We start from the raw sequence: 19,534 nt of genomic DNA on the forward strand, positions 1-19,534 counted from the left end.
GATAAACCTAAGACCATAAGAAATTATGCTTTCTCGAGATTTTGGAGTATGATCTTTAAAGGAAAACGGATCACGTAATACCTAGCGAGCATGTAACTTTTTTGAGTTTATGTGCGTTTAAGTATGTAGTTTCCGTAATATGATGTTGGGTTAGGTAGAAGGGAGTATGGAAGGTATGGCGTTTTTAGTGAATTATGAAGATCATAATGATCAACAAACTACTAAAATAATGAGTTTTGACACGATGGTCGCGGCTGAGGCCGAAGCAGAACAGTTACGTCAGCAGGGTTTTAAGGGCGTAACTATAATTTCTCCACGTAGAAACGCTGCGAACAGGAACTGGATCGGGTTCGCTCTCAAAATCTTCGGTATCTTGTTTATTGTTGGAGGTTTAATAGCAGGAATAATAACAGGAAAAGATAGCGTAAGTGAAGGATTTGACAAAATCATTGCGGTAGAATGGTGGGTATTAGGAGCAATGATTGGGGCTTTTTTCTATGGAATTGGAGAAATTATAAAATTATTGGATCTTATATATAAGCGTAATCAAACCTAAGCAGTTAAGGAGCCGCATATCATGAATCAAGATTCTGTTGATAGCAAGCAGACTGATCCTTCTGAGCACTGGATTAACTTTCAGCCTATGGTGCCAGAACTGAGAAACCAGATTATAGAACTCTACGCTCAGATTGATCAGCTCAAAGGAGAAAATCAGCGACTAAGAAAAGCCTTACTTCTTCAGGCATCGCGTGAACCTAAAATGTCAAGTAAGCTCAAAAATGCATTGTACGAATAGCTGAATAATCTATGCGAATACCCCCAGAGGCTTGTAGCTTCTGGGGGTATTTTATATAAGTAATATTAACATTAACTGTATAAAGAGCAGGACAAAGACTATTCTTTGTTAATTAAATGAATAAGCCGAACAAACATTAGCAACAAATCTAGACATCCAACTGCTTGGTGGATGGTTTGTTCTTTGATCTGGGACCGGTATAGTTGCGCTTATGGTCGCGGAAATAAATCCACCCTCCCAAAAAAGACATACCTATAGCGAACATAACTAATCCTCCCACAAAACGCATCCAATCAAACGTCACATGAGTAAGATTGTCATTGCCATGGTCAGACATATAGAAGAATATCGCGTCCTTCATAAATATAAAGCCAATCATGGCAATAATACCAGGAATTACGAGAATTAAGACAGCTATAAAACGGGCCGTAAGGGTTTTCATACTCATGTGTGTACCTTCTTTTCCATAAGATTCATATTCTCTATCATAACCTAGAGGCCGAACATCTGTCTATTTGCTGCTCTATTTGTATTCACGCCAAAACAAGGTACAATATGTTCCATAGAGTTTTATGATCATGGTTAGTGGAGGTTTGAAATGACAATTACATGTGATGTAGCCGTGTTAGGCGGAGGAACAGGTGGGTATGCCGCTGCCATTCGGGCAGCTCAATTAGGCAAAGATGTCGTGATTATAGAGAAAGACAAGTTAGGCGGTACCTGTCTACATAAGGGATGTATCCCTAGCAAGAGCCTGCTTCGTAGTGCAGAATTGTATGCTCAAATGAAAGATAGTGAAAGCTATGGAATAGCTACCACCGGGGTTGAACTTATCTTTCCCAAAGTGCAGCAGCGCAAAGAAGGGATTGTGGACAAGCTCTATTCAGGTCTGCAAGGATTGATGCGCAAACATAAGATTCGTGTCATCCAAGGCAATGGGCGAGTGATTGGACCTTCCATTTTTTCTCCTAAAAGTGGGGCAGTGGCTGTTGAATTAGCGGATGGTGAGATGGAGACGATTGTTCCAAATCATCTAATTATAGCGACGGGTTCACGGCCTAGAATTTTATCTGGGTTAGAGCCAGACATGACCTATATCCTCAGCAGCGATGAAGCACTGACACTTGAGGAACTTCCGCGTTCTATTTTGATCGTAGGTGGCGGGGTAATTGGCGTAGAGTGGGCTTCCATGCTGCATGATTTTGGGGTAGAAGTTACCCTTGTTGAGGCAGCATCTCAGATCCTGCCTGCTGAAGACGAAGATGTGGCGAAGGAGCTTCGCAAAATTTTTGCAGCACGAGGCATTAAAATTTTGACCGATACTACAATTATTGCGGACTCTCTCGTAAAAGGAGAGGGGGTAGCGATCCGAGCTGAACAGAAAGGTCAACCGATTGAACTACAAGCAGAAAAGTTGCTACTCTCCATTGGGCGTCAAGCGAATGTTGAAGGATTAGGTCTTGAAAATACGGATATTGGTCTACAGCAGGGGTTCATCCGCGTCAATGATCATATGCAGACGACTGAACCTCATATCTATGCAATTGGTGATTGTATTGGGGGCTTGCAACTTGCGCATGCTGCAAGTCATGAAGGTATCATAGCAGTCCATCACCTTTCCGGGGAACCTTCCCACGGTTACAATCCATTGCATACTCCTCGTTGTGTATACACTAGACCCGAGGTAGCTTCCGTCGGTATGACAGAGAAGCAGGCTCGTGCCAAGGGCCATACACTCAAGATCGGTAAGTTCCCTTTCCAAGCCATCGGCAAAGCTTTAGTGCAAGGGGAAAAGGAAGGGTTTGTGAAGCTGATAGCAGATGCAAACACGCAAGATATTCTTGGTGTACACATGATCGGAGCCCATGTAACGGAATTAATAGGAGAAGCTACGCTTGCTCAGGTGCTGGATGCTACCCCTTGGGAAATTGGAAGTACGGTGCATGCTCATCCAACCTTGGCAGAGATTATCGGAGAAGCCGCTCTAGCCATGGATGGACGAGCCATTGGTCTCTAATAGACGTAAGGTGTTTTCTTTTTAGGATGAAAGGGATTATAATAGAGTTAACCCTAGTCTTAGTACCAGGTTATAAGACGAGGCATTGACTGAGGTCTTTGGCTCTATAATTAAGGAGGTAACTCCCCTATGAATACGAAATCAACGGTGAATACCAAAACAAAACATGAGCAGTTGGGACTGACTCATGCTGAAGTGATCGATATGTACAGATATACTTTGATGGCCAGAAAGTTCGATGAACGCAATATGCTCCTGCAACGTGCAGGCAAAATTAACTTTCACGTGTCTGGTATAGGTCAGGAGACGGCTCAAGTAGCGGCGATGTTCGCACTAGATCGAAGTCGCGACTACTTCCTTCCTTACTACCGAGATTACGGAGCTGTTTTAGCAGCTGGCATGACTCTTCGTGAACTTATGTTGTCTGCTTTTGCCAAGGCTGAAGATCCGAACAGTGGCGGACGTCAAATGCCGGGGCACTTCGGAAGTAAACGCCTGCGCATTGTGACAGGTTCAAGCCCTGTAACTACACAAGTACCTCATGCTGTGGGCGTGGCCCTTGCAGCTAAGATGCAGAAGAAAGATATCGTATCTTTTGTCACTTTTGGAGAAGGTTCCAGCAACCAGGGCGATTTCCATGAGGGTTGTAATTTTGCTGGGGTTCATAAGTTGCCAGTTATCATCATGTGTGAGAATAACCAGTATGCGATCTCCGTACCTATTCATAAGCAGTTGGCAGGTAAAGTAAGCGATCGTGCTCTTGGATACGGGTTCCCAGGTATTCGGGTAGATGGGAATGATGCTTTGGAAGTATACCGCGTCGTCAAAGAAGCAAGAGAACGCGCCATTCGTGGTGAAGGTCCTACTTTGATTGAGGCGATGATGTATCGCTTGTCTCCGCACTCCACGTCTGACAATGATCTAGCTTATCGGACCAAAGATGAAGTCGATGAGAACTGGACAAAGGACGGCCTGCCGAAGTTAAAGGCATACTTGATCGAATGTGGGATTTGGAGCGAGGAGCAAGACGAAGCTATGTCTGCTGAGATTGCAAAAGAACTCAAAGAGGCGATTGAGTCTGCGGATAAAGCTCCGTTCCCTAAGCCAGAAGATACTTTATTGCATGTCTACCATGGGGATGAAGGGAGTGTGCTCTAATGCCAGTTATGGAATATATTGAAGCCATTCGTCTTGCCATGAAAGAAGAGATGGAGCGCGATGAGAACGTGTTCGTACTTGGAGAAGATATTGGCCTTAAAGGCGGCGTGTTCACGACCACCAAAGGACTTCAAGAGCAATTTGGCGAAGATCGCGTTATGGACACCCCTCTTGCCGAATCAGCGATTGCAGGTGTTGCTATCGGCGCAGCTATGTACGGAATGAAGCCGATTGCGGAAATGCAGTACTCAGACTTCATGCTTCCGGCCACGAATCAAATTATTAGCGAAGCAGCTAAAATAAGATACCGCTCTAACAATGACTGGAGCTGTCCTCTGGTTGTTCGTGCGCCCATCGGTGGCGGTATTTTCGGTGGACTTTATCACTCGCAGTGTCCGGAATCGATTTTCTTTGGTACACCAGGGATTAAGATTATCGCACCATATTCAGCTTACGATGCCAAAGGCTTGCTCAAAGCGGCTGTGCGCGATCCAGATCCCGTACTCTTTTTTGAAAATAAGAAATGCTATAAGTTAATCAAAGAAGACGTGCCTTTGGATGACTATATCATTCCGATTGGTAAGGCGAATGTCATCCGTGAAGGTACGGATATTACGGTGATTGGCTATAGTCTTCCTTTGCATTTTGCTATGCAGGCGGCGGAAGAACTGTTACAGGAGCAGGGAATTACGGTTCATATCTTGGATTTGCGTACACTACAGCCCCTAGACCGAGAAGCCATAATCGAGTCTGCTCGTCTTACAGGCAAAGTACTTATTATTCATGAAGATAATAAAACGGGTGGAATCGGCGCAGAAGTGTCTGCAATTATCTCAGAAGAATGTCTATTCGAACTGGATGCTCCAATTAAGAGACTGTGCGGCCCGGATGTTCCGGCTATGCCGATCAGCCCTCCGATGGAGAAATTTTTCATGCTCAGCAAAGACAAAGTGAAAGAAGCTATGCTTGAGCTTGCACTTTTCTAAAATATAGGTTGTGAACAGATTAGGAGTGAGTATATGTCATCTAACAAATTGTGGACGGACGTAGCCATGCCCCAATTAGCGGAGTCTTTGGTCTCTGCTACAATTGGAAAATGGCTCAAGAAGCCTGGAGATCCGGTGGAGCAGTACGAACCAATCTGTGAAGTGATTACGGATAAAGTAAATGCTGAACTTCCTTCTACAGTAGATGGAATTATGGGCGAGATTTTTGCTGCGGAAGGCGATACGATTGATGTAGGAACCATCATTTGTCAGATCGGGATTGAAGGACAAGAGCCGGTACAAGCTGAAGAGCAAGGGCAACCCCAAGTTCAGCAGTCCTTGGACTTCACGGGCCAAGATGTATCTCAGCGAAATCGCTATTCACCAGCTGTGCAGACACTGGCCGCTGAGCATGGACTGAACTTGTCTCAGATTAAAGGCAGTGGGTTAGGTGGAAGAATTACACGTAAAGATGTACTGAACTATGTCGAATCTGGTGTGGGCACAGGAAGTGGGAATTTAGCTAACATCCCTGCTTCTACACCCGTACAAGCTCAAGTTCCATCGAATTCTCAACAGGAAAGTGTAGTATCTACTCAGCAGAGTAGCATTCCAGTTGCTGCGATCTCTCCTGAGAAACGAGCTAATGAGCCGGTTAGACACACAGGAATGCATTTAAGTGATACCCCTAAGCTGCCTACGATTGAGGTTGAGGGTGGCCAAGCTGAGCAATATATTGATATTACGCCAATTCGAAATACGATTGCTACGAGAATGCGTCAAAGTGTGTCTGAGATTCCGCATGGATGGATGATGATTGAGGTTGATGTGACGAATCTAGTTCAGCTCCGAAATAAGTTAAAAAATGAATTCAAGGCCAAAGAAGGCGTGAATTTAACTTACTTAGCCTTTCTGATGAAAGCGGTAGTCAGTGCAATTAAGGACTATCCCATTATGAATTCCGTCTGGGCCGTGGACAAAATTATCGTAAAACGTGATATCAACATATCATTAGCGGTAGGAACGGATGATTCTGTGATGACACCTGTTATCAAGAAGGCGGATCAGAAGAACATTGCGGGGTTGGCTAGAGAAGTCGAAGAACTCGCTCGCAAGACTCGCGAAGGCAAGTTGAAGCTAGATGATATGCAAGGTGGAACGTTTACCGTGAACAACACGGGATCCTTTGGTTCCATTTTGTCACAACCGATTATTAACTATCCGCAGGCGGCTATTTTAACCTTTGAATCCATTGTAAAACGTCCGGTTGTCATTAATGATATGATTGGCGTTCGTTCCATGGCTAACATTTGCTTGTCGCTGGATCACCGAATTCTCGATGGTGTCATTTGCGGCCGCTTCATGCAGCGCGTGAAAGATAACATTGAAGGGTATACACTAGATACTCAAGTCTATTAAGCCTATAGGAAAGAGGCGTGGCATCATGACGAAAACACTGGAAGCTAGTTACCGGCCCATCATGGATTATGGTGAAGCATGGGCACTCCAGAAAGAGATCGTGAAGCGCGTGGATGAACAGAAGCAGCAGGAGACCCTGCTGCTTTTGCAGCATCCACCTACATATACGATTGGATCCCAGCGTCATCCAGAACATTTATTGCTAAGTCCCGAACAGCTTCAAGCGCAAGGCATTCAAGTGTTTGAGATTGATCGTGGCGGGGATATTACCTATCATGGACCAGGCCAGCTTGTGGGCTATCCTATTTTAGTATTAGATGGTTCCAAGGGGTTAGATCTGCACGGCTATTTAAGAGATTTGGAACAGGTGATTATCGATTATCTGGCTTCCTTTGGCATAGAGGGTAGTCGCAAATCAGAGTATACCGGGGTATGGGTTGGGGCTTTGAAAATATGCGCAATCGGCGTTAAATTCAACAAATGCCGTGGTCGACGAGGATTCGTGACCAGCCATGGATTTGCTTTTAATATCAAGTCGGGGATTCAACATGAAGGATTTGAGGGGATCATTCCTTGTGGCATTCAAGAGTTCGGGGTCACTTCCTTGGAGGACGCAGCGGGTATACAAATATCAGTGGAGCAGGCGGCCAGAGACATCATTCCTTATTTCAGTCAGGTGTTTGGTTATGATGTCTCTTGGACAGATGCCTCTAACGATTGAACAAAGGTTCTACAACCATGAGTAGGGTTGAACCGACCATGGCAAACAGCATAAGATAAATGAAAATTTTCATCCATTTCTTGGGCATGAGATTAGCTCCTTTATAGAAAATAAGGCTACAATAGCATGTCCATTCATTCTAACGCATAACAGAAGGGTAGGAAAGTCCAGTGATTCAGAAAGAGCGTGTGATCGATTTATTCAAGGAACTTGTCCAAATCGACAGTGAGACAAAACATGAGAGAGCGATAGCTGATATTCTAAAGCAGAAATTCACAAGCCTTGGATTAGAAGTGATCGAAGATGAATCAGCAGCAGTTACTGGGCACGGCGCAGGGAACCTTATTGCAAATTTAAAAGGTACGGTAAAGGCAGAGCCCATTTTATTCACATGTCATATGGATACCGTTACGCCGGGCGTGGGCATTAAGCCCATCGTCGGTGAAGATGGATGGATTACGAGTGATGGGACTACCATTTTAGGTGCGGATGACAAGGCAGGACTTGCTTCATTGCTTGAAGTGATTCAGACGCTGCAGGAGAATCAACTTCCTCATGGGGATATTCAGTTCGTCATTACCGTAGGCGAGGAGTCAGGTCTCTTTGGAGCAAGATCGCTAGATCCTAAGTTATTGTATGCAAAATATGGATATGCTCTCGATTCTAATGGAGAAGTGGGTTCGATTTGTATCGCAGCTCCTACACAGGCTAAGGTTGAAATTGAGATCTTCGGTAAATCTGCCCATGCAGGCGTGAATCCAGAAGAGGGAATCAGTGCGATCCAAGTAGCGGGTAAAGCGATCTCGCGTATGAATCTGGGCCGGATTGATGCAGAGACGACGGCGAATATCGGCAAGTTCGAGGGCGGGGGGGCGACCAATATTGTAACGGATTATGTGAAACTATATGCCGAAGCAAGAAGCATCGTTCAAGCGAAGGTAGAGAAGCAAATTGCCGAAATGAAAGAAGCTGTCGAATCGGCTTGTACAGACTATCACGCAACCGGTAAAGTGAATAGTTATATACTATACCCTTCCTTCCAGCATAGTGAGGATTCTCCTGTAGTTCAGTTGGCTCAGCGAGCTGCAAAGTCCCTAAGCTTATCCGGTGAGACATTTATTTCGGGTGGGGGGAGTGACGCGAATATTTTCAATGGATTAGGAATTCCCACTGCTAATTTAGCTGTAGGTTATGAGAATATTCATACGACGCAAGAGCGAATTCATGCCGATGATATTGTTAAGGGTGCTGAGTTTGTTCTTGAGATTATTAAATGGACCGTAAAAGCGTAACTAAGAGGATCATAGCTAGGTACTAAAATAAGGCTGTCTTTCAGAACTTGACCCAAAGTGTCATCCTCTGAAAGGCAGTCTTTTATATGGTATTCGCTAGATATAAAATTGAAGCATAGCTTGTCGATTCCGTCGCTGCGCAGGTCCCCAATCTGTGTGCCATTTGGAGCGATGCACGATATATAAAGATTGGGTAATAATGTCTAGATAGTGATAAGTACGCTCTATCATTACGATATTATTCTCAATAGAAGATTCAAGCTTGCTAGACATCTGTCTAGCGGACTGCTGTAAATAGGAAGAAGCTGCGGCAAAACGATAGCTTGGTTCAAGTGGATCAAGGTCGATAAGACTTTCAAAAAGATCTGCAGCGATCTCATAGTCTTCTTCATCGTAGTACATCTCCCCTTTTATAAAGGAAAGCTCTTTAGCTAATGGCTTATTGTAATCTTGCATAGTGTCTAAATGTAATGTGTCCATTCTGTATTTTGCAGCCTGCGTGTATCCCTCTGAGTACATGTGCAAAGTTAATTCGCATTTGAGATAGTCATCCTTAGTGGCGATTTGAGTGGCTAGGCGATGGAACCCTAACTTTACAGCTCGCTTTAGCGCTTCGGATAATAGCTGATGGTTTGGAATATTAAGATATTCTTCGTCGCCTTGTTCCCACCTGCAGAGCATGGCATCCATAGCAATAGGATCATAGAACACTTGGCGTAATTGCCCTGTCTCCATCACCTTAGAGGCGAATGTGAGAGCGTCATCATATTTTGCTAATCGAACCAAGCATTCCATATACAGTTGCTTGAGACCCCCTGTGAGGGATTCGACATCTTCCTGATCATAATAAACGTATGCGGTTTCGTAAGCCCCAATAAGACAAAGAATTTCAATACACATTTCCTTAGAATCCGAGGCGAAATTGAGTTTGTCAGTTAGCCTTTCGGCAATGGTACAATCGCTATACCCTTCTTCGTGCAAAAGGTCTGCCCAGAATACCATAGCTTCGCGCTTATGATCTGGACTTAGGAAGCATTGTTCTAAAGCGAAGATTGCTTTAGCATGCTGGTTGTCTGCTCGTAGAAGGCGGCCGTACTCAAGCCAGCATTTGGCTAGCAGTGGCGTATCGCTTACTTGCGATGAGTCTGTACTAAATGTGGACATGAGACCCGATTCTAGACAGGATATCGCTTCCTTCAAATCACCGCGATCTTTGCATTTGAGGCTCTGCTGATAAAGGACCAAAAGCGGTTTAGTGAGGTTATTTATTGGGCGAACGAACCGTTTATTTTCCACAGGACAACCCTCCTCTCTTCTTCATACCATAAATGGACACTAAATGTATTCATCTTTTGTATAAAATGTAAAATATTTATGGTTTTTGTACCCGCCACGCTAAAAAATCCTTAATGGCGACAGCTGGTCCTGCTTCCTTTTGCCACTGAGCAAGTTGAATGCGAACCTGCCAAGCTTTTCCGCAGATGCGGCACTGATCCAGAGTTAAATAGCTTTTCATGGGAAAGGACTCCTTTTTGAGTGAGGTTTGATATACTAACACCATATGTTCTAAAGAGACAAGTTATGCGCAGTTCACTATTAGGAGGCAGAAAAAGATGACAAAGTCCCCAAATCCTCAATTAGATGAGACAACGATTTCAAGTGAGCAGATTTTTAAAGGAAAAGTAATATCACTCCAAGTAGATACAGTTGAATTACCGAACGGTACGCAAGGCAAAAGAGAGATTATTCGCCATCCGGGGGCCGTAGCTGTGCTTGCAGTGAGGGAAGGGAAATTATTGCTGGTGAATCAATATCGACAAGCGATGGGAAGATGCGAATTAGAGATTCCTGCCGGTAAATTAGAAGTAGGCGAAGATCCAATGGAAGCTGCTCAAAGAGAATTAAAAGAAGAGACGGGCTATGATTGCTCGAAAATTAGACTCTTACATTCTTTTTATACTTCTCCGGGTTTTGCAGATGAAATCATTCACTTGTACTTGGCGGAAGATCTGATAGAGGGGGCATCTTCTCCAGATGAAGATGAGTTCGTGGAAGTTCATGAAGCAGATCTAGCTGAAGTTAAAAAATACGTGGCTGATGGATGGATTGCCGATGCCAAAACTTTGCTGGCCGTATATATGTGGGAACTCGCCATGAATACAGGTCAATTCGGGCATGCGTGAGCCAGAACTGCGCAGTTGCTATGCGGATCTTCATATTCATATTGGGCGCACAGGACGCGATGAACCCGTCAAGATTAGTGGGAGTCGCGATCTTACCTTTAGCCGGATTGCTGCGGAAGCTGCACATCGTAAAGGTATTGAGCTTATCGGAATCATAGATTGCCATGCACCTGGCGTACAGGAAGATATTCATTCAAGTCTGATGAAGGGAGAGATGAAGGAACTTGCTGATGGGGGCATTCAGTACCGAGGGACCACCATCTTATTAGGCAGTGAGATTGAAATTCGTGAACCGGGCATGGCACCTGCCCATCTCCTAGTGTATTTTCCAAGTCTCTCTATAATGGAGCAGTTTACCTCTTGGCTATCGACAAGAATGAAAAATGTGGGCTTAAGTTCGCAGAGATTATATGCACCTGTGCGGGAATTACAGAAGCAAGTATATGGCATGGGCGGAATGGTGATTCCCGCACATATTTTCACTCCACATAAAAGTATATACGGCAGTGCTGCAGACCAAATGGCTAAGGTGCTTAATCTGGAAGAGATCAGTGCTGTGGAGCTAGGGCTCAGTGCAGATACGGAGATGGCTGGGTATATAAGTGAACTGGATTCCTATACGATCCTTACTAATTCTGATGCCCATTCTCTTGGCAAAATTGGGCGAGAATATAACGAAATGAAGCTGGCTGAACTGAACTATCGTGAATTTGAAAAAGTGCTGGCGCGTCAAGAAGGGCGTAGAGTTATCGCCAATTATGGATTAAATCCAAGACTCGGCAAGTACCATAGAAGCTACTGCGCCACCTGCCAGAGCATTATTGATGAACAAGATGTAACGAGACAGCGCTGTCCTTACTGTGGAAGCCCAAAGCTAGTAAGAGGCGTGCTAGATCGAATTATATCTATCGCAGACCGTGAGGTATCTCGTCCACCCGCCAATCGTCCACCCTATTACTACCAAATTCCACTGGAATTCATTCCAGGGTTAGGTCCCTCCAAGAGAGAACGATTGCTGGAGCGATTCGGTACAGAAATGAATATTCTTCACCACGTTCCGACTGCCGAGATTGCGGATGTGGTTGGGGAGGAATTGGCTGTTCGTATATCGGAAGCTCGCAGCGGGTCTTTAATTGTATCCGCAGGTGGAGGAGGGACCTATGGCAAAATCGTCCATCCTTAGAACACTAGCATAGTCTTTTCCAGTAATTCATAGACTCTTAACAAGGGTAACTGTGGACAAGGAAGGAGAACAACTATGCTGCGAACGTTTAGAAATACACTCAAGGAACAAATCCCCCTCTATATATTCGTGACTGTGCTTTTTCTGATGGGTGTAGTATTCGGGGCTCTCATGGTAAATGCACTCACATTAGAACAACAACAGGATATCTCTAGGTATCTGGGGGATTTCGTTACGAATTATAAGCCGGGTGGCATGCAAGATGCAGCAGGATTTTGGAGCATTGCCTTATTAAATTTAAAATGGTTGGGTCTGATCTGGATTCTCGGATTATCTGTTATCGGGTTACCAGGAATACTAGTACTCGACTTTTTAAAAGGGGTACTCATAGGATTCTCCGTTGGCTGTCTGATCGGAGAGTATACATGGTCTGGACTCTTATTTGCACTCGTCTCCATCGCACCGCATAATTTAGTCCTCATCCCAGCCTTGCTCGTCTGTAGTGTCGCCGCGGTTACCTTCTCACTCAACATTATTCGGAGCCGTGTCATGCTAAGGCGGCATGGGTCGATGGCCAAACCTTTTATGAATTATTCCCTCATGGTTATAAGTATGGCTGTCATTATATTGGGTATTTCAACATTTGAGACATGGGTAACACCGGTTATGATCAGCTGGGTAGCTCCCATACTGGAACAGGCTTCAACCGCTTCTACACTATAGTAAAATGTTTGACTTTGCTGACTAAATCCCCCTATAATGAAAGAAGTGATTTGTAGAACAATGGTTCGGCTTTTTTTCCAAGGGGGAGGTTAAACATGGAAGAACGGATCGATAAAATTAAACAGCAACTGCAATCCCATGGTTATAAGTTGACGCCCCAAAGGGAAGCCACAGTTAGGGTATTGCTCGAGAATGAAGACGATCATTTGAGCGCCGAAGATGTGTTCATGCTCGTTAAAGATAAAGCTCCCGAAATTGGACTAGCTACCGTCTATCGTACATTAGAGTTATTGAGTGAACTTCATGTTGTAGAGAAGATTAATTTTGGAGATGGTGTAGCCCGTTATGATTTGCGTACGGATACTACGAAGCATCATCATCATCATTTGATATGTGTGCAATGCGGGGCTATGGATGAAATCCGCGAAGACTGGTTAGGACCTTTGGAAGAGCGGCTAGAGAACGAATATAACTTTACTGTGTTGGATCATCGGTTAGATTTTCAAGGAATATGTTATCGTTGCAAGGACAAAGATAAAGACAAGACTAGCGATAGCGAATAATTGTAAGTTAGTGAAAGCCCTCTTCAGCCGTACACAGGTTGAGGGCTTTTTTTGAGTCATTGCCACACATAAGTAAGTCTACTTGTCTATATACTGAATTAGAGAGACAGCGAAGGCGCTCCTAGATTTAGTAGTAGAAATGAGGTGACAAGATGATTATTTCTGTACGGGTATGGCTTAGAATGATCAAGTTGATTCTGATATTTTTGGTGCTTTCTTTTCTTTTTTATAAAATGATGGGATGGCTCGATGTGATGACCTTTCCGTCAGATAAATACGGAACTCCAGAAGGCTCAGCTGTTAAAGCTTTTCATCACGATGAGCTTACACAAGGGGAAGGAGATTCCATTGTGGAGAGGCTCAAGATGTTCTATTGGTATGGGGAGTAGTAGTGATAGCAACAAGGTACCCATGAGTTATCGCTATTTCATAATGTATTCTAATCATAAAAGTGAGGAGGGAATGCATTGAAAGAGCAGATCGCCTCTTTTTTAGACTATCTAAGAAATCATAAAGGGAGAAGCGAAGCGACCCTTACATCATACCAAAGTGACTTAGAGAAATTCTCTGAAAATATGGAGCAAAATGGCTGTGTTCGTGTGGATCAGATCACTAGGGTACAGTTAGCCGCCTATTTTAATGGGTTATTTCAGGCTGGACGAGCTTCGGCCTCTGTTACTCGGGCTTCCGTGTCTCTGCGTTCTTTTTTTCGCTATTTAGCTATGCAGCGCCTGATCGCCTATGATCCGATGATTTCGGTGGAGCTTCCCAAGGTAGTAAAGAACCCACCACAGATTCTGAGTCTGGAAGAGGTCAAAAGGCTTCTGTCTACTCCAGATGCATCTACTTCTGCGGGACTAAGGGATCAGGCTATGTTAGAATTGTTATATGGTACAGGTCTAAGAGTATCCGAGCTCATTGCGCTGCGGGTGTCCGATGTAGATTTATTTCTAAAGTTTGTTCGCCCTGCGGAAGATACAGGTAAAGAACGGATAGTTCCTTTTGGAGAGACGACACGTCACAAGCTTGAAGCTTATTTGGAGAGAGGGCGCCCAGAGCTAGCTAATCCCGAATCTACCGCTTTATTTGTGAGTCGATTTGGGGATAGCATGTCCCGGCAAGCCTTTTGGAAGTTGATGAAAAAGGTGGCGGCAGAAGCGAACATATCCACTGAAATTACACCTCATACGCTTCGCCATTCTTTCGCTTCACATTTGCTGGACAGTGGCGCTGATCTCCGTTCGGTTCAAGAAATGCTCGGTCATACAGCACCGATCTCGACTCAGGCATACTTGAGTAAATCCAAAGAAAGCTTGCGAACGGTCTATCAGCATCATCATCCCAGGGCGAAGCCCGAGACCTAAGCATGCCTGCTACATAATCACAGACGATTACAGAAGATATGAAATGGAGCGATTACGAAGATGACTACATTAAACCAAGGAATCATTCAAGAAGCCGCAGATTACATCAAACAACAATCCGGAGCGATACCTGAGGTGGGATTAATTTTAGGCTCAGGACTCGGTGTATTAGCTGATCATATTGAAAATCCGATTACGATCGATTATAGTGACATTCCACATTTTCCTAAGTCCACGGTAGAAGGGCATGCAGGAGAATTGATCTTGGGCACCGTCGGTGGTCGTCAAGTTGTTCTCATGAAGGGCAGATTTCATATGTATGAGGGATATGGTCCAGAGATTACTGCATTCCCAGTACGTGTGATGAAAGAGCTTGGCGTGAGCAAACTGCTTGTAACGAATGCAGCTGGTGGAATAAATACCTCCTTTAGACCAGGAGATCTTATGTTGATCTCGGATCATTTGAATCTAACAGGGACTAGCCCGCTTATTGGGGCTAATGATAATAACCTCGGTCCACGATTCCCAGATATGTCCGAGGCTTACAGCCGTCGTCTACGCAGTTTGGCTCGTGATGTAGCCGGTGAGCTGAACATTACTTTGCAAGAGGGAGTCTACGCCGGGTTATTGGGTCCTGCCTATGAGACGCCAGCTGAAATCGTGATGCTGCGTACTATAGGTGCGGATGCTGTAGGTATGTCGACGGTATCCGAAGTTATTGTAGCTCGTCATACCGGGATAGAAGTGATCGGAATTTCATGTATTAGCAACATGGCATCTGGCATTCTGGATCAACCTCTCTCTCATAGTGAAGTGATGGAGACGACCGAATTGGTGCGTGAGAAATTCCTGGGTTTAGTATTAACGCTAATTCCAAAGCTATAGTCTCGTTAGTAAGGTTAGAAGAAACATAGACTCCATAAATTAAGAAGCAGATGTCCTATCGGGAATTTCCGAGGGATGTCTGCTTTTTTTATAGATTCACAGGAATATTCTGGACAGCATGGGACAATACTAAGCTATCAGAGTTTAAGTTTTGAGAGGAGATAGAGGGATGAATAAAAAGTGGATTTCTTTTGCTTTAGCTATTCTTTTGACCTTTACAGCGATGCTGCCCATAGGATTTGCGAAAGGGGAAGCACCAGCGCAGCCTAATGCTAATACCGAACTAGCACCGAGTGCAAGTTCCGCTGTGTTGATGGATGCAGATACAGGCACGGTATTATTCGAGAAAAAAAGTCATGATAAGCTGCCTCCGGCAAGCATTACCAAAATTATGACGATGTTACTTACCGTCGAAGCTATTGACAAAGGCACAATTAAGTTGACCGACAAAGTAAAGGCAAGTGAATATGCTTCTTCAATGGGTGGTTCACAAATCTTCTTGGAGCCCGGCGAAGAGATGACGGTGGATGAGATGCTGAAGGGCATTGCCATGGCATCAGGGAATGATGCCTCTGTCGCTATGGCTGAGAAGCTTGGAGGTTCTGAGCCTCAATTCGTGGCGATGATGAATACGCGAGCTGCTGAACTAGGGATGAAAGATACACATTTTGCGAACTGCAATGGTCTGCCTACGGCCGATCACTACTCTTCCGCCCATGACATAGCTGTGATGAGCCGGGAACTGCTCAAACATAAACAGATTACTAAATATACAGGGGCGTATCAGGATTATCTCCGCAAAGATTCAGCGAAGCCTTTCTGGCTTGTGAATACGAACAAGTTAGTTCGGTTCTATACAGGAGCGGATGGTTTGAAGACGGGCTATACATCAGAAGCTAAATTCTGCCTTTCAGCTACAGCAAAAAGAGAGGGACTACGCCTAATCGCTGTTGTTTTGGGTGAACCCAATACCAAAATCCGCAACAGCGAAGTGGGCAACATGTTCGATTTCGCATTTTCCCAATTTGCGGTGAAGTCTCTTTTCAAAAAGGGAGATGTCATAGGTACGGTTCAAGTGCAAAAAGGAGATACCCAAGAACTGCAATTAGCAGCTTCACATCCCTATAGCGTGCTGGTGAAGAAATCTTCCTCAAATGAGAAGATCACTCACAAGCTCATTGCTCCTGCAACCATTTCCGCCCCGGTGAAAGAGAATCAGCTAATCGGGAAATTAGTCGTATATCAAGGTGACCATGTCATCAAAGAGTATGATCTACGTGCTACATCGCCTATTGAGAAAGCAAGCTGGTGGACGCTCTTCAAACGGACCACATCCAAACTGTTTTTTGTAGATTGATAGGAGTTTTCTTCTAGTTTTGTCGGGGTGCAGGAATCGTCCTTCGCATTGTAGAATGAGTGTTCATTGTCAGAGAGGAGAGTGAACAGACGTGAATTTGAAAATGGAGCTGGAAAAGCATAGGGATGCGCTTATCGTGAGACTCAGCGGAGAACTGGATCATCATACAGCCGAATCCGTTAGGCTTAAGCTCGATGAAGAGATTTTGAGAGGGCGCTGTAGACATATCGTGTTCAGTCTGAAAGCTCTGGAATTCATGGATAGCTCAGGTTTGGGGGTTATTCTTGGCAGATACAAGCTGATTAAGCAAAAGGGAGGCCGTATGGCTGTCTGTGATGTAAATGCTTCAGTCTATCGACTGTTTGACATGTCAGGATTATTTAAGATTATGCCTGTTTTTGATAATGAGGGCCTCGCTCTCTCTGAACTGGAGGTGGCCTTATGACGGATGCAACTCGCAATTTCATGAAGCTGCAATTTGCTGCCAAATCGGAAAATGAATCGTTTGCCCGTGTAGCAGTCGCTGCATTTGTCACACAGCTCGATCCAACCATGGATGAAATTACAGATTTGAAGACCGTAGTATCGGAGGCGGTAACGAACTGTATCATTCATGGCTATGATAGCGATGCTGAAGGTATTGTCTATATTGAAGTAGCTATTGAACAGGATGTTGTCTCTTTGACGATTGAAGACAAGGGACGGGGGATTGAGGATATGGAACTCGCCAAACAGCCGCTGTATACCTCCAAGCCTGAACTTGAGCGTTCTGGCATGGGTTTTACCATTATGGAGAATTTCATGGATGAATTCGAGTTGATCAGTGATATCGACGGCGGGACGTCGATCCGCATGAAGAAGAGGATTGAATCCAAGAAAGCTCTATACAATTAGGGGTTGGATATATGGGTGCCGATGTGAAAGTGACCTCTCAGAATTACTTAGATGATGCTGAAGTTAAACGTCTGATTGCCCTGAGTCAGTCAGGGGACACGGTGGCTAGAGACACGTTGGTGAACTCTAATATTCGTCTGGTCTGGTCGGTTGTACAGCGATTCATGAATCGGGGCTATGATCCAGAAGATCTGTTCCAAATCGGATGCATCGGATTGCTTAAATCTGTAGATAAGTTCGATTTGAGTTATGATGTCAAATTCTCCACATATGCGGTACCTATGATTATCGGAGAAATTCAGCGATTTCTTAGAGATGATGGCACACTGAAAGTGAGCCGTTCTCTTAAAGAAATGGCGAACAAAGTTCGGAAAAAGAAAGATGAATTAGCCAAAATCCTCAATCGTCTGCCTACAATTAAGGAAGTAGCGGATTCGTTAGAGGTAACTCCGGAAGAAGTCGTCTTTGCCCAGGAGGCGAACAAACCTCCAGCATCAATTCATGAGACCGTCTTCGAGAATGACGGGGATCCCATTACCCTCATGGATCAGATTGCAGATGAATCTCAGGATCGATGGTTCGATAAGTTAGCTCTGCATGAAGCTTTAGATGGACTGAGTGAACGGGAGCGGCTTATTGTCTACCTTCGATATTACCGAGATCAAACACAGTCTGAGGTAGCGAGTAGGCTTGGAATATCACAAGTGCAGGTGTCCCGGCTTGAGAAGAAGATACTCCAAAATATAAAAGATCAAATTGCACAATGAATGAGAGTTGGAATACAGCGTATCGCAGATCGACTATGCGATGCGTTTTTTTGCATTCATTTAGGGAAAGTATGTGCCCAGTGGAGCTTATTTGTAGAGGAAATAAGAGTAAAAAAAGGGATCACGATGCATACTAGGTTCATTCATAGAAAGGAGTGATTGTAATTGGCTCCCACGATTTATTTGCGATTACGCAAAAATGTAAGGTTGCCAGCAGGGATGTCTGTGCATCTTGGGGATATCGCACAAATTTTAGCACCTTCAGAGAATGAACAAATATTAAAGAATATCGTGCTGGATCGACCTGAAGTACAGGATGGGAATCGGATGATCATGGATTTGCTCTATATCATTGCTCGTATTCATGAAGTAATTCCCGATTGTAATGTTGAATACATTGGCGAACCTCAAACCTTGGTGGAAATCGCCAAAGACGAGAAGAAACCTTCCAAAATTTTGTTTGTATTGGTGTGGTTACTCCTGTTTTTTGGTTCTGTACTTACGATTATGAATTTTCATGAAGATGTAAGTATGCCCAAAGTTCAGATACGATTGGTAGAGATGATCACGGGTAAGAGAGATGAACATCCTTATTTGTTCCAAGGTGCGTATTCCATTGGTATTGGACTTGGGATGGTTATTTTCTTTAATCATATTTTTAAGAAGAAGTGGAATGAAGAACCGACGCCGCTTGAGGTGGAAATGTACCTGTATCAAGAAAATATGAATCAATATGTCATCTCCGAAGAATTTAGGAAGTCGGTACACGAGCCGATCAAGGAACAATCCGAGTGATGGCGCTAGTTTATGGTCCTATTCTTATTTTTCTTGGATTAGCGGGTGGAGTAGCCGTAGGGGCCGGCGTAATAGCTCTTTTCGTTGTTTTGGATATCATCCCAAGGTTAGCTCAGCTAACCCGCTCCTACGATAAAGTGCACTGGTACGAAGGGGCTATGGTCTGTGGATCATTTCTAGGAACCATAATGGATTTCTGGAATGTTCGGTTCTATTTGAACTGGGGATTGATTACAAGCTTTGTAGGTCTACTAAATGGCATATTTATTGGAATGTTCGCCGCAGCTTTAACCGAAGTTTTGAATGTATTACCGATATTGGCTAAACGACTTCATATGCAAAAGTATGTACTTGGGTTACTGCTAGCTATGGTATTTGGTAAAGTAGCAGGTTCCTTATTCGAGTGGTTTATTTATCAGCCTTAAAGGCAG

At 44.2% G+C, this 19,534-nt stretch carries 25 protein-coding genes; 21 read left to right on the forward strand and 4 right to left on the reverse strand.

Annotated features, from left to right (window positions below; translation table 11 throughout):
* Positions 1-166 precede the first annotated feature (166 nt).
* Positions 167-556 carry a hypothetical protein gene (locus tag J2Z69_RS02380; protein ID WP_209858804.1) on the forward strand — a complete coding sequence of 130 codons (390 nt, stop codon included), beginning with the start codon at positions 167-169 and terminating at the stop codon, positions 554-556.
* 21 nt (positions 557-577) lie between these two features.
* Positions 578-796 (forward strand): hypothetical protein, encoded by a 219-nt coding sequence (locus J2Z69_RS02385; RefSeq protein ID WP_209858805.1) that lies wholly within the window; start codon positions 578-580, stop codon positions 794-796.
* A gap of 148 nt (positions 797-944) precedes the next feature.
* Here J2Z69_RS02385 and J2Z69_RS02390 read toward each other — a convergent pair whose 3' ends face one another.
* Positions 945-1,238 (reverse strand): DUF2627 domain-containing protein, encoded by a 294-nt coding sequence (locus J2Z69_RS02390; RefSeq protein WP_209860443.1) that lies wholly within the window; start codon positions 1,236-1,238, stop codon positions 945-947.
* 156 nt (positions 1,239-1,394) lie between these two features.
* Between J2Z69_RS02390 and lpdA the strand changes: the two genes are divergently transcribed.
* The 5 genes from lpdA to lipB all read left to right on the forward strand — a co-directional run bounded on the left by lpdA (position 1,395) and on the right by lipB (position 7,097).
* Positions 1,395-2,813 carry a dihydrolipoyl dehydrogenase gene (lpdA, locus tag J2Z69_RS02395; protein WP_209858806.1) on the forward strand — a complete coding sequence of 473 codons (1,419 nt, stop codon included), beginning with the start codon at positions 1,395-1,397 and terminating at the stop codon, positions 2,811-2,813.
* 129 nt (positions 2,814-2,942) lie between these two features.
* Positions 2,943-3,971: a thiamine pyrophosphate-dependent dehydrogenase E1 component subunit alpha gene (locus J2Z69_RS02400; RefSeq protein WP_209858807.1), complete on the forward strand. Its 1,029-nt coding sequence runs from the start codon at positions 2,943-2,945 to the stop codon at positions 3,969-3,971.
* Positions 3,971-4,957 (forward strand): alpha-ketoacid dehydrogenase subunit beta, encoded by a 987-nt coding sequence (locus J2Z69_RS02405; RefSeq protein WP_209858808.1) that lies wholly within the window; start codon positions 3,971-3,973, stop codon positions 4,955-4,957. The genes J2Z69_RS02400 and J2Z69_RS02405 overlap by 1 nt, the downstream gene beginning before the upstream one ends.
* Positions 4,958-4,990: 33 nt before the next feature.
* The gene (locus J2Z69_RS02410; protein WP_209858810.1) at positions 4,991-6,376 is read left to right on the forward strand and encodes a dihydrolipoamide acetyltransferase family protein; all 1,386 of its coding nucleotides are present in this window, start codon (positions 4,991-4,993) and stop codon (positions 6,374-6,376) included.
* A gap of 25 nt (positions 6,377-6,401) precedes the next feature.
* Positions 6,402-7,097, forward strand: a complete 696-nt coding sequence (gene lipB, locus J2Z69_RS02415; protein ID WP_209858812.1) for a lipoyl(octanoyl) transferase LipB — start codon at positions 6,402-6,404, stop codon at positions 7,095-7,097.
* Here lipB and prli42 read toward each other — a convergent pair.
* Complete coding sequence (prli42, locus tag J2Z69_RS02420; RefSeq protein WP_209858814.1) at positions 7,087-7,185, reverse strand: stressosome-associated protein Prli42; 99 nt, start codon at positions 7,183-7,185, stop codon at positions 7,087-7,089. The two genes, lipB and prli42, sit on opposite strands and share 11 nt — an antisense overlap.
* An 82-nt stretch (positions 7,186-7,267) precedes the next feature.
* On the opposite strand from prli42, the gene J2Z69_RS02425 reads away from it, so the two are divergent.
* Complete coding sequence (locus tag J2Z69_RS02425; RefSeq protein ID WP_209858816.1) at positions 7,268-8,389, forward strand: M20/M25/M40 family metallo-hydrolase; 1,122 nt, start codon at positions 7,268-7,270, stop codon at positions 8,387-8,389.
* 96 nt (positions 8,390-8,485) lie between these two features.
* Here the strand turns inward: J2Z69_RS02425 and J2Z69_RS02430 are convergent, their stop codons facing one another.
* A complete protein-coding gene (locus J2Z69_RS02430; RefSeq protein ID WP_209858818.1) occupies positions 8,486-9,685 on the reverse strand; it encodes a hypothetical protein in 1,200 nt (399 codons plus the stop codon).
* A 76-nt stretch (positions 9,686-9,761) separates the two neighbouring features.
* On the reverse strand, positions 9,762-9,905 hold the full coding sequence (locus J2Z69_RS02435; RefSeq protein WP_209858820.1) for a Z-ring formation inhibitor MciZ: 144 nt from the start codon (positions 9,903-9,905) through the stop codon (positions 9,762-9,764).
* A gap of 97 nt (positions 9,906-10,002) precedes the next feature.
* On the opposite strand from J2Z69_RS02435, the gene J2Z69_RS02440 reads away from it, so the two are divergent.
* From J2Z69_RS02440 to J2Z69_RS02500, 13 genes are all read left to right on the forward strand, one after another.
* A complete protein-coding gene (locus tag J2Z69_RS02440; protein ID WP_209858822.1) occupies positions 10,003-10,572 on the forward strand; it encodes an NUDIX hydrolase in 570 nt (189 codons plus the stop codon).
* A complete protein-coding gene (locus J2Z69_RS02445; protein ID WP_209858824.1) occupies positions 10,565-11,755 on the forward strand; it encodes an endonuclease Q family protein in 1,191 nt (396 codons plus the stop codon). Before J2Z69_RS02440 ends, J2Z69_RS02445 begins: the two co-directional genes overlap by 8 nt.
* Positions 11,756-11,833: 78 nt before the next feature.
* Positions 11,834-12,478 (forward strand): stage II sporulation protein M, encoded by a 645-nt coding sequence (gene spoIIM / locus J2Z69_RS02450; protein WP_425354979.1) that lies wholly within the window; start codon positions 11,834-11,836, stop codon positions 12,476-12,478.
* A 95-nt stretch (positions 12,479-12,573) separates the two neighbouring features.
* Positions 12,574-13,041, forward strand: coding sequence for a ferric iron uptake transcriptional regulator (fur, locus tag J2Z69_RS02455; RefSeq protein ID WP_209858828.1), 468 nt, complete (start codon positions 12,574-12,576; stop codon positions 13,039-13,041).
* A gap of 152 nt (positions 13,042-13,193) precedes the next feature.
* Positions 13,194-13,430, forward strand: a complete 237-nt coding sequence (locus J2Z69_RS02460) for a DUF4227 family protein (protein WP_209858830.1) — start codon at positions 13,194-13,196, stop codon at positions 13,428-13,430.
* A gap of 78 nt (positions 13,431-13,508) precedes the next feature.
* A complete protein-coding gene (locus J2Z69_RS02465) occupies positions 13,509-14,405 on the forward strand; it encodes a site-specific tyrosine recombinase (protein WP_209858832.1) in 897 nt (298 codons plus the stop codon).
* 60 nt (positions 14,406-14,465) lie between these two features.
* A complete protein-coding gene (locus J2Z69_RS02470) occupies positions 14,466-15,290 on the forward strand; it encodes a purine-nucleoside phosphorylase (protein WP_209858834.1) in 825 nt (274 codons plus the stop codon).
* A 169-nt stretch (positions 15,291-15,459) separates the two neighbouring features.
* Positions 15,460-16,647, forward strand: coding sequence for a D-alanyl-D-alanine carboxypeptidase family protein (locus J2Z69_RS02475; protein ID WP_209858836.1), 1,188 nt, complete (start codon positions 15,460-15,462; stop codon positions 16,645-16,647).
* Between the two features lie 91 nt (positions 16,648-16,738).
* A complete protein-coding gene (spoIIAA, locus tag J2Z69_RS02480) occupies positions 16,739-17,092 on the forward strand; it encodes an anti-sigma F factor antagonist (RefSeq protein WP_209858838.1) in 354 nt (117 codons plus the stop codon).
* Complete coding sequence (spoIIAB, locus tag J2Z69_RS02485; RefSeq protein WP_209858840.1) at positions 17,089-17,541, forward strand: anti-sigma F factor; 453 nt, start codon at positions 17,089-17,091, stop codon at positions 17,539-17,541. Before spoIIAA ends, spoIIAB begins: the two co-directional genes overlap by 4 nt.
* Positions 17,542-17,552: 11 nt before the next feature.
* Positions 17,553-18,308, forward strand: a complete 756-nt coding sequence (gene sigF, locus J2Z69_RS02490) for an RNA polymerase sporulation sigma factor SigF (RefSeq protein ID WP_209858842.1) — start codon at positions 17,553-17,555, stop codon at positions 18,306-18,308.
* A 165-nt stretch (positions 18,309-18,473) separates the two neighbouring features.
* Positions 18,474-19,103, forward strand: a complete 630-nt coding sequence (locus tag J2Z69_RS02495; protein ID WP_281069361.1) for a stage V sporulation protein AA — start codon at positions 18,474-18,476, stop codon at positions 19,101-19,103.
* Positions 19,103-19,528: a stage V sporulation protein AB gene (locus tag J2Z69_RS02500; RefSeq protein ID WP_209858844.1), complete on the forward strand. Its 426-nt coding sequence runs from the start codon at positions 19,103-19,105 to the stop codon at positions 19,526-19,528. Before J2Z69_RS02495 ends, J2Z69_RS02500 begins: the two co-directional genes overlap by 1 nt.
* The last annotated feature ends 6 nt before the right edge of the window (positions 19,529-19,534 follow it).

Origin of the sequence: Paenibacillus shirakamiensis (assembly GCF_017874255.1) — a bacterium.
Classification (GTDB): Bacteria; Bacillota; Bacilli; order Paenibacillales; family Paenibacillaceae; genus Fontibacillus; species Fontibacillus shirakamiensis.